This is a genomic window from Microbulbifer variabilis ATCC 700307 (assembly GCF_000380565.1).
In the GTDB taxonomy this organism is placed as follows: Bacteria; Pseudomonadota; Gammaproteobacteria; order Pseudomonadales; family Cellvibrionaceae; genus Microbulbifer; species Microbulbifer variabilis.
In genome coordinates this window covers 335,329-343,383 of sequence record NZ_AQYJ01000023.1, presented here as the reverse complement: position 1 = coordinate 343,383, position 8,055 = coordinate 335,329, and the positions used below count along the sequence as shown (strand labels likewise).

Here is an 8,055-nt window from a genome sequence, read left to right as displayed (position 1 = left end):
TAATAGTTCACTCTGACAGGGGTGTGCAATATCGATCGCAGAAATACCAGGATCTCTTGTCCGAAAGCAAGTGCAAGCCGAGTATGAGTCGCCAGGCTAACTGTTGGGATAATGCGGCAATGGAATCATTCTTTAGCAGGCTAAAAGTCGAGCTGGTCTATGCCGGAACATTCGAAAGCGAAGAGTAAGCAAAATCTTAGGTGTTTGAATACATTGAGATTTTCTACAATAGGGTTCGTAGGCACTCTGCATTGGGCTATGTAAGTCCAGCAGAGTATGAGCGAAAAAACGCATAGTTAGAGTGTCTACTTTTTGTGGGCAAGACCAACGTAATTGAGATATGAGAACTATTATCCCTCTAATCCTACTTTCTAGTTCTGCATTCGGTGCAGAATTAACCTTGAGTAAAGAGCAAGGCTATGTCGTTCCTGACGGTAAAGTTTGGATTGTTAAAGATGCACCGGTCATCGATTGCCGTGTGTGCACCGCAGATGTCTATCTGCGAGATGAACTTAACAATATCCAAATTAGTGGTGTTACATTTAGCGGGGAATTAAATTTCTCGTTCAACAATGAAAATAACGGTGAGATCAGAATGTATTCTGGCACAGAGGTCTGGTTAGGAGATAGCCGTAGGTTATTGAAAATAAGTGAAGAAGATCTGTAAACGTATAAAAAGGCAAGGTGAAATCGTTCCGCTGCGCTCCACTGGACGCGCTACCGCGCGACTTTGCTTACGGTGTTATGTGTCAGAAGAGTTATAAAGACATGAATGGAAAACCAGAGCTAATCGCAATAGATCATGATAATTATCATGCTCAGCATATCGGAACTACCAAAGACGGGTTACAGTTCTTCCTCACAACTCCTTTTGAGCCTGGTATCGCTGAATATATTGCGTTATTCAAATTTGATGCTTTGGGTAATTTAGTAGATTCAGATATTGAGCCTTTAGGCCCCAGAAGTTCGTTCTCAGTAGATGAAGCAAAGGCAAAGTATTCATCTAAATTAGAAAGCCTCGGAAATATAAGTTTAGAGAGAATTGAAGTTAAGCCTTTTTCTGTAGAGTTGAATGGAACTAAATTCGGGTTAATTGCTATAGAGCCTGAGGACGAAGATGATATTTGGTCAGTAGAGTTACTGCCTGGTAACTACATGGCATTTTTTGAGCCATGGGATAGTGGTGAGTATGACACGTAAAGCGCATAATAAGCGCGTGAACTTCATTCCAGCTCTGCGGGCTTCCACCGGACTGGTCACGCTTCGCGTGTCCAGCCGATTACGCGGGCGTTAGATGTACTCGAAGATGAATGGTATTGACCTAAAGTCCGCAGCAGTAATGATTACTTTTTGTCTTCTAATTGGTTTGGGCATCCAGTACTTCACGGGATTTTACTGGCTAACAGCAATGTTACTGGTAATGATCGCTGTTTTGATTAATGGCCTCATCATCTTCAACGAAGATCTTGATGAAGGAGGGTTCGATCATCAAGAAGGAGTGACTGATACACCTGAAGCCAATGCTGAGCACAGTAAAGCCAATAAAATCCAAGTGGCAACAATAGTTCTACTTATCATAGGTGCAGTGTGGCCTTACATTTAACAAACCAATTAACTACGCGCCTTCGGCGCCCGACAGCTTACATTCCACTTCGCTGCATTCCAGCTGCGGGTTATTGAGGCGTCAAAAGTTATGAAAACTATCGCAGCATTTATTTTGTTTACTCTATCTTCTAGTGCCTCATCAGATCAGGCACTTTCAACAACCGTCAGATCTCTATTAGAGTTTGGGAGTACAGATAGCTTCGTTCACGTCGGCAACAGCACACAGGCAGAATTCAATAAGCGGCGAAGTATTGCCTCATCATGCGCCCTCAACATTCTAGAAGGTGATGCCAAACAACCAATAGGCGATGGTAGCGCTAGCAATCGTGCTCTGATTATCTGCCCTGGCTTTAGAACTCTCGGCATTCGCTTAAAACCTGAAGAGTCAGGAAAATACCATATTTTGGGTTACTGGTCCCGATAAGCTTTTAACAAGTTACTACATCCGACCATCTACACTCCGCTCGCTTTGTGTTGTACGCTACGCTAGCAAAAAGCGACTCCATTCCGGCGGCGGCTGAGCAAAGCGTTAAGGGGCAGAATGAACAACACCATAAAAAACGTATTTTTCTTAGGTGTGACTCTATTAGCTGGACTAGTTTCGTGGGTTTGGGTCGAAATATCGAAAAGTAATGAATTGATCGCAATAGCGAATGATCCTATAGCGTCTGCTAACCGTGGTTTTGAAGAGGCCCTTAGTGACTATCGTCAGGATCACAAGCAATTTGTTGAAGTTTACATTCCCGGCGAAGGGTACAAAGTCCCAGGGATTTCGGAGTCGGCTCTCAAGGGTAGCCTACAGGATTTTGCGCCCAATACTTTCCTTATTTGTGGCACCGGGCTCCACTATAAAAATTTTGCGCTAGACATAGGCAGCCATGAATACAATAAATACTTTGCTCAGGCATACAATGCGAAGCTACTGGAGCTATTAGCCAGTGAGCGCCCTTAACAAAGCCGGGCAATTTGCTCTGGGCCTGCGGCCCTCCGCGGGACAGCTTACCTTGTGCACATTTTGCGCAAAAATGGGAGCACAGCGACCTGCGTAAAATGTGCACAAGGTAAGCTGCCCCTACCGGCGGCGTTATTCACCAATGGGTAAGGTTCAATGAATTTGCTATTCGTTTGCAGCGAGAATAGATTGAGAAGCCCAACTGGAGAAGAAGTCTTTTCTCAGTATGATGGCATCAATGCTATTGGTTGCGGCACAAATAAAGATGCAGAAACAACTATTAGCGGCGATCTTATTGAGTGGGCTGACATAATCTTCGTTATGGAGAAGTCTCACCGCAATAAGGTAATGAAAAAGTTTAAGGATTTACTAAAGGGTAAGAAGCTAGTTTGCCTGGCAATACCTGATAACTATGACCGGATGGACCCAGTGCTTGTCCGTATTTTGGAAGATAAAGTCTCTGTCCATGTTCGTCTTCAGAAAAATGCATAACAAACGCAGGCACAATCGCCAGCAAGGTGGCTGGATGTCGCTGACGCTCCGCCTGTGCTGCAGGCGTTAAGATCTTATGAGATATATAGACTTAGAATGGAAGCATTATTTCAATGATGAACCTACAAGGATTGTGTCTGAAATTGGCATAGATGACTACGAAGCAAGGAAATTGGAGTTCTTTCATGATGGTTCGGTTGGCTTTGCTTTCGGATCAACAGAAAGCCTCCATACGAGGTTATGGCACTGAAGTCGTACTGCCTTTTGAAGAAATAAACTCCCAAGATGGATTTCGGGGAAAAACAATATAAAAAACAATTCGAGTTGCTTTGGCATGAGTATGTGCCAAGTAGCTCTTAACAAGTTCAAGCAGGTGACGCCAAAAATCGGCGCGCCTACTAAAAAGCGTTAAGCTAATTTATCTAAAGGAAAAACTAATGTTAGAAAACCCGTACACTCCGCCGAGCGTAGATTTAGATGAGAGCAGCGAATTGCAAAGGTCGATTTGGTGGAAGATATACTTCTTCTTAATTACGGTTTTGTCGTTTCTTGGTTCTTATTCTTATATTGTAGCGGAGAATTCAGGTATTCCTGAATACCTAAGTCTTTTTAGCTTAGTTATTGCAACTGTCGGATTGTTCGGTTACTGCTTTCTTAAACAAATACTCTTTCCAAAGTTCTGGATGATGTTTTTAGTTCTATATTTTATTTATGGGATTATTTACATGTTTATATCCGAGGTTGATTTAAGAATGGGTATGTCTGAAAGTGAATTTCACATCTCTATAGCTATTGGTTATATTATGTCACTTCCAGGATATTTTGCTCTCTTTAGTTATGGACGAATCAAAAATCCAATATGGTCCAAAGCTTAACAAATTTAGGCAGTGCGGCCGCATTGCGGCCCAGATACACTTCTTGCACTGCAGCCAAAGGCATTAAAGGTAAATCAATGATCAAATCTATTTTCGTATTAGTTTCTCTAAGCATAGTATCTGGCTGTGTTGGTTTGGCTGTTGGTACTTATGGGAAAAACGAATGGGCGAGAACAGAATTCAGCTTAGGGAAAGAGAGAAATCAATTCTCTTTCGAAAAGAGAGCTTCGCCTTATTCAGAGGTTGAAATTGTTGAGCATTGGGGTAGTCCTGATTCTGTAGATCAATTTGAGCAATGCAAAGTACTCATTTATAAAGATGGAACCTCATGGGCGGGTGCAGGAGCATTTATAGGGGTAGTACCGGTTCCTATCGCGGTTCCAACTGGAACGTATAAGAATCGTTTTTATCTTCGTAACAATGCAGTTGTTGGCCTAATTCAAGAATATGGGGAAGTAGATCGTGCTGTTGGCTATACGTGTGGTAGCAATGAGTGCGCTGCTAGCTCTGGAGAAAAGGTTAATGAACCTGAGGTTGACGCTAAAGTGGCTGTAACACATTGGTGTGCCAAGTCCCTTTAACAAACGCAGGCAGTATGCTGCGGGCGTTATGTTTCACGAGGCATCGAGTAGATGACGCTAATTGGAAGTAAAATGGAAAGTGACTTTCGCAAAGAGTTGATACGATCCAACGACGCAATCCAAGAGCCTGACTCAAAACTTCGGAAGGTATTGACTGCCAAAGGCCATAACACTAAAACAGCGTATGTTCTTCACTGGATACCAGAGCAGCTCGAAGATTTATACACAGTGTTAATAAGTGGCTCTTACCTAGTTGATGTAGAGATCGCCAAGTACGACAACTCCAAACCGCCAATAGTGGAGAGAAGCGAATTAAAATCCTACATGCACGGGCTAAGTAAAAGTAATCAAGTTAGGTTAGCAGTGGCAAAGGACTTAGCATGCACAATAACTTAACAAGTTTAAGCGCCTACGGTGCAGGTGCTAAAAGCGTTAGTTGCCCAAGGAGAAAAAGCTATCAATTTGTCAGATCAAGAAAAATGCTTGTTAGTAGAGTTAACCGATTTTGGAAAGTCGCTTCCTGAGTTTATCTCTGAGATTCATTCTGATAATCTTGAAATGAGCCTAGTAGCTAAATTTGAGCTGGCTATTGAACTTTTAATTTCTCTAAATTCGAAAGGCTTGCTGGCTCTGTATCAGCTAAAGCCGGACTCGAAGGTTCCGTATTCACCAGAAAATACGAGGACTTTGGATGGGCCTGACTTGGTAGAATTCATTAATGATCCTTGGAATTGGTCAAACTCATATTCAAGAGATCGCAATTGGCAGTATGAATTAGCACCTACTGTCCATGGGGAGTCTGTTCTGGATGATATATTTCGGCTAAAAAAAAACAACTAACAAGCGCCGGTGCAAATACGCGCTTCGCGCTTTGGACTCGCAACAAGTTGCTCGCTTTTTCGGCAGACACTAAATAGCCTATGAAATATTTATGCACCCTGATAATGGTTGTTTTTCTTTACTCTTGTGAGTTAGGTAATGAGGGGCCAAGAAGAGTTGAATACTGGAAGGCAGAAATAGAATCTATCGAGTCACGTAGGCTGGAAATTGGTTATCTAATGGTAAAATACAAAGTGTTTGAGCCTATTTTTAACTCTTCTGAAAATACATTAACGATTGTAGACTTTGGTGAGACTGAAGGTATTGTCTGTAGTAAATGGCACTATATCATCACATTCAAGGCGGACTCTAAAGGGGTAGTTGCTAAATCTACAATAGAACAGGTGGGGACATGTTTGTAGGCCAGCTATTTAACAAAACCAAACTGGCTTGCCCATCCCCTTCAGGGCTGGGCTGGGCAGTCTACGCGGCGCGCTTCGCACGCAAACGCTCTGGCTGCCCCTATTGGCAACGTTATATCTCTAGGAAGCTAAGATGCAAAGAAAAATTCTGATAGCTTTGTTTTTCGTCTCTTGCTCCGCAAGCGGCGCCACATTTGAAACGGATTTTGTTGAAGCCGCCCATGAAAGAATAAAGAAAGCGGTCACATATGATGGTCGTTATATTTCAATCCCATACCCTGGAGGGGATGTTCCAGAGAATATAGGCGTATGCACTGATGTAGTTATTCGATCCTACAGAAGACTAGGAGTGGACCTTCAGGTTTTGGTCCATGAAGATATGCGCTCTCATTTTAGCTCTTATCCGTCGAATAGAATTTGGGGCCTAAACAAGCCAGATAAGAATATCGATCATCGCAGGGTTCCTAATTTACAGGCATTCTTTAAAAGAAATGGCAAAGAGCTTGCAGTTTCAAACTCGGCAAATGACTACAAACCAGGAAATATAGTAACTTGGATGTTGCCAGGTAACTTACCTCATATAGGTATAGTCACCGATACTATTCATTCTGAATCTGGAAATCCTATGATTGTCCACAATATTGGGCGCGGTCCTGAGCTTGAGGATATGCTATTTGAGTTCAAAATAACCGGACACTACCAGTATGTCCCTGAGAAATATAATAGGTACAGGCCATAAATCTACAGCCCTTCGGGCCTCCGCGGGACGGCTTACCTTATGCACGCTTTATGCTGGTCCCTCCACTCCCATTTTCGCGCAATAAACGTATAAGGTAATCCGCCGCTGCCGCGGGCGTTACGTACCTCAAGGAAATTATGCTACCCACCACATATAAAGTAAAAGATATTGGAAATGGTGCTTTGTCAGTCATGGCAAAGCCTGTTTCTGGCGAATGGATCGAAGACGAATTCCAAGGACTTGCTCGTCTAGGCATTGATAAAATTGTGAGCCTTCTAGAATTATTCGAGCAGCGCGAAGTTGGATTGGAATCAGAAGAAGAACTTTGCCAAAAGAATTCGATAGAGTATGTTTCTTTTCCTATACCCGATCGAGGTCTTCCAGTTACAAAAGATGCGATAGAACTAGCTGATCAACTTCTACATGAGATTTCATTAGGTAAACATGTCGTAATTCATTGTCGAGCAGGCATCGGTCGCACTGGCATTATTGCCGGTGCGGTACTGGTAAGATCGGGCCTCACTTCACAAGAAGCGCTATCACTCATATCTCAGGCCAGAGGTGTTCAAGTACCCGATACAGAGGGGCAAACAGAGTGGTTAGGATTGGTTTAAAGTGTTGCTAAGCAACAAGTGGATGATGTTCGTTCCAGCCACAACATGGCTTCCACCGGACGATCCACGCTTCGCGCGGTCCGCCCAATACCCATAGCGTTTTACTTCAATCAGGGAAAATAACAATGAAAAAAATAATATCGATAATTTTCGCTATTCTGGCTATTTCTGGATGCAAAACTACGTCCGTAAAAAATGACATAGATGCAGCGTTTCAGATTGCACACTCAGAATACTTAGGCAAAAAGCTATATGATGCTATCCGTTCGGAAGATGGAAGCTTGCCCTACACGAGTAGAGAGCAAGATCTTTTAGATATGTCTAAAGATCTTGTGTGTGACGGAAAGTACAAGGCTGTATCTGTAATAGATAATAAGTTTGAAACTGAAAATATATATTTTGTGTTAAGCCCAGAGAATGATTCCGGTATTCAATTTGGTCGTCACTTGAAATTCAGATTCAAACTAGGTACAAATGATATTGTGGATGTGTCCCCATCCACAAAAACATGCTTATTGGTTCATGCTGAGGGGGATAGCATCCCCTTCTCTACACACTTTATTTCAAACGTGCCAACTGAATTTCATGTGTTTTTGAGCCTTCATCATGGAAAGCCAATTTATGTAAGTACTTCTACCGGCCTATGGAGTGTAGAAGCGGGGAAGGCTAGCTTGGTAAAATAAGGCGTAACAAATCGCTGCAGACTGACGTCTAACTTTATGCACTCTATACGCGGTCGCCTCGCCCCTATTTTTGCGTATAAAGCGTCCAAAGTTTGCGGCGGCTGAGCGCGGCGTTATACATTTAGAGAGAATAATATTTGAAAAATAACGTAGAGCTGTTGCAGGAAAAGGAATTAAAACCCAAGATCAAAAGACTGAAGCGAAAGAAGGTTCTTAATGATCTCGGATCAACTTTAATAACTATTTTCTTGTTTCTTGGTATGATTCTGTTTG

At 42.6% G+C, this 8,055-nt stretch carries 15 protein-coding genes and 1 pseudogene; all 16 read left to right on the top strand.

The window, feature by feature from the left end; translation table 11 throughout:
- A pseudogene (locus tag G367_RS27090) lies at positions 1–188 on the top strand (DDE-type integrase/transposase/recombinase); the annotation flags it as partial.
- 12 nt (positions 189–200) lie between these two features.
- Positions 201–296 (top strand): IS3 family transposase, encoded by a 96-nt coding sequence (locus G367_RS27085; protein WP_157533391.1) that lies wholly within the window; start codon positions 201–203, stop codon positions 294–296.
- 44 nt (positions 297–340) lie between these two features.
- On the top strand, positions 341–667 hold the full coding sequence (locus tag G367_RS0106825; protein ID WP_020412372.1) for a hypothetical protein: 327 nt from the start codon (positions 341–343) through the stop codon (positions 665–667).
- A gap of 101 nt (positions 668–768) precedes the next feature.
- Positions 769–1,200, top strand: coding sequence for a hypothetical protein (locus tag G367_RS26440; RefSeq protein WP_020412371.1), 432 nt, complete (start codon positions 769–771; stop codon positions 1,198–1,200).
- A gap of 106 nt (positions 1,201–1,306) precedes the next feature.
- Positions 1,307–1,603: a hypothetical protein gene (locus tag G367_RS0106815; RefSeq protein WP_157533390.1), complete on the top strand. Its 297-nt coding sequence runs from the start codon at positions 1,307–1,309 to the stop codon at positions 1,601–1,603.
- A gap of 90 nt (positions 1,604–1,693) precedes the next feature.
- Positions 1,694–2,029: a hypothetical protein gene (locus G367_RS26060; protein ID WP_157533389.1), complete on the top strand. Its 336-nt coding sequence runs from the start codon at positions 1,694–1,696 to the stop codon at positions 2,027–2,029.
- Positions 2,030–2,146: 117 nt separating this feature from the next.
- Entirely contained in the window at positions 2,147–2,557 is a 411-nt protein-coding gene (locus G367_RS0106810) for a hypothetical protein (protein WP_020412369.1), read from the top strand.
- A gap of 156 nt (positions 2,558–2,713) precedes the next feature.
- A complete protein-coding gene (locus tag G367_RS0106805; protein ID WP_020412368.1) occupies positions 2,714–3,049 on the top strand; it encodes a low molecular weight protein tyrosine phosphatase family protein in 336 nt (111 codons plus the stop codon).
- Positions 3,050–3,125: 76 nt separating this feature from the next.
- Positions 3,126–3,299 (top strand): DUF6881 domain-containing protein, encoded by a 174-nt coding sequence (locus G367_RS27080; RefSeq protein ID WP_353056846.1) that lies wholly within the window; start codon positions 3,126–3,128, stop codon positions 3,297–3,299.
- A 187-nt stretch (positions 3,300–3,486) separates the two neighbouring features.
- Positions 3,487–3,924, top strand: a complete 438-nt coding sequence (locus G367_RS0106800) for a hypothetical protein (RefSeq protein WP_020412367.1) — start codon at positions 3,487–3,489, stop codon at positions 3,922–3,924.
- A gap of 77 nt (positions 3,925–4,001) precedes the next feature.
- Positions 4,002–4,505: a hypothetical protein gene (locus G367_RS0106795; protein WP_020412366.1), complete on the top strand. Its 504-nt coding sequence runs from the start codon at positions 4,002–4,004 to the stop codon at positions 4,503–4,505.
- Between the two features lie 72 nt (positions 4,506–4,577).
- The gene (locus G367_RS26605) at positions 4,578–4,901 is read left to right on the top strand and encodes a hypothetical protein (protein ID WP_020412365.1); all 324 of its coding nucleotides are present in this window, start codon (positions 4,578–4,580) and stop codon (positions 4,899–4,901) included.
- 18 nt (positions 4,902–4,919) lie between these two features.
- Positions 4,920–5,345 carry a hypothetical protein gene (locus G367_RS0106785; RefSeq protein ID WP_020412364.1) on the top strand — a complete coding sequence of 142 codons (426 nt, stop codon included), beginning with the start codon at positions 4,920–4,922 and terminating at the stop codon, positions 5,343–5,345.
- A 534-nt stretch (positions 5,346–5,879) separates the two neighbouring features.
- Positions 5,880–6,485 carry a DUF1287 domain-containing protein gene (locus G367_RS0106775; protein ID WP_020412362.1) on the top strand — a complete coding sequence of 202 codons (606 nt, stop codon included), beginning with the start codon at positions 5,880–5,882 and terminating at the stop codon, positions 6,483–6,485.
- Positions 6,486–6,622: 137 nt separating this feature from the next.
- Positions 6,623–7,099, top strand: coding sequence for a protein-tyrosine phosphatase family protein (locus G367_RS0106770; protein WP_020412361.1), 477 nt, complete (start codon positions 6,623–6,625; stop codon positions 7,097–7,099).
- A gap of 125 nt (positions 7,100–7,224) precedes the next feature.
- Complete coding sequence (locus G367_RS0106765; protein ID WP_020412360.1) at positions 7,225–7,782, top strand: hypothetical protein; 558 nt, start codon at positions 7,225–7,227, stop codon at positions 7,780–7,782.
- The last annotated feature ends 273 nt before the right edge of the window (positions 7,783–8,055 follow it).

Excerpts from the sequence above, each read along its gene's own strand:
- G367_RS0106810 (WP_020412369.1), top strand. The coding sequence starts at position 2,147 with ATGAACAACACCATAAAAAACGTATTTTTCTTAGGTGTGACTCTATTA.
- G367_RS0106765 (WP_020412360.1), top strand. The coding sequence starts at position 7,225 with ATGAAAAAAATAATATCGATAATTTTCGCTATTCTGGCTATTTCTGGA.
- G367_RS0106825 (WP_020412372.1), top strand. The coding sequence starts at position 341 with ATGAGAACTATTATCCCTCTAATCCTACTTTCTAGTTCTGCATTCGGT.
- G367_RS26060 (WP_157533389.1), top strand. The coding sequence starts at position 1,694 with ATGAAAACTATCGCAGCATTTATTTTGTTTACTCTATCTTCTAGTGCC.
- G367_RS0106815 (WP_157533390.1), top strand. The coding sequence starts at position 1,307 with ATGAATGGTATTGACCTAAAGTCCGCAGCAGTAATGATTACTTTTTGT.
- G367_RS26605 (WP_020412365.1), top strand. The coding sequence starts at position 4,578 with ATGGAAAGTGACTTTCGCAAAGAGTTGATACGATCCAACGACGCAATC.
- G367_RS26440 (WP_020412371.1), top strand. The coding sequence starts at position 769 with ATGAATGGAAAACCAGAGCTAATCGCAATAGATCATGATAATTATCAT.
- G367_RS27080 (WP_353056846.1), top strand. The coding sequence starts at position 3,126 with ATGAGATATATAGACTTAGAATGGAAGCATTATTTCAATGATGAACCT.
- G367_RS0106770 (WP_020412361.1), top strand. The coding sequence starts at position 6,623 with ATGCTACCCACCACATATAAAGTAAAAGATATTGGAAATGGTGCTTTG.
- G367_RS0106800 (WP_020412367.1), top strand. The coding sequence starts at position 3,487 with ATGTTAGAAAACCCGTACACTCCGCCGAGCGTAGATTTAGATGAGAGC.
- G367_RS0106775 (WP_020412362.1), top strand. The coding sequence starts at position 5,880 with ATGCAAAGAAAAATTCTGATAGCTTTGTTTTTCGTCTCTTGCTCCGCA.
- G367_RS0106795 (WP_020412366.1), top strand. The coding sequence starts at position 4,002 with ATGATCAAATCTATTTTCGTATTAGTTTCTCTAAGCATAGTATCTGGC.
- G367_RS0106805 (WP_020412368.1), top strand. The coding sequence starts at position 2,714 with ATGAATTTGCTATTCGTTTGCAGCGAGAATAGATTGAGAAGCCCAACT.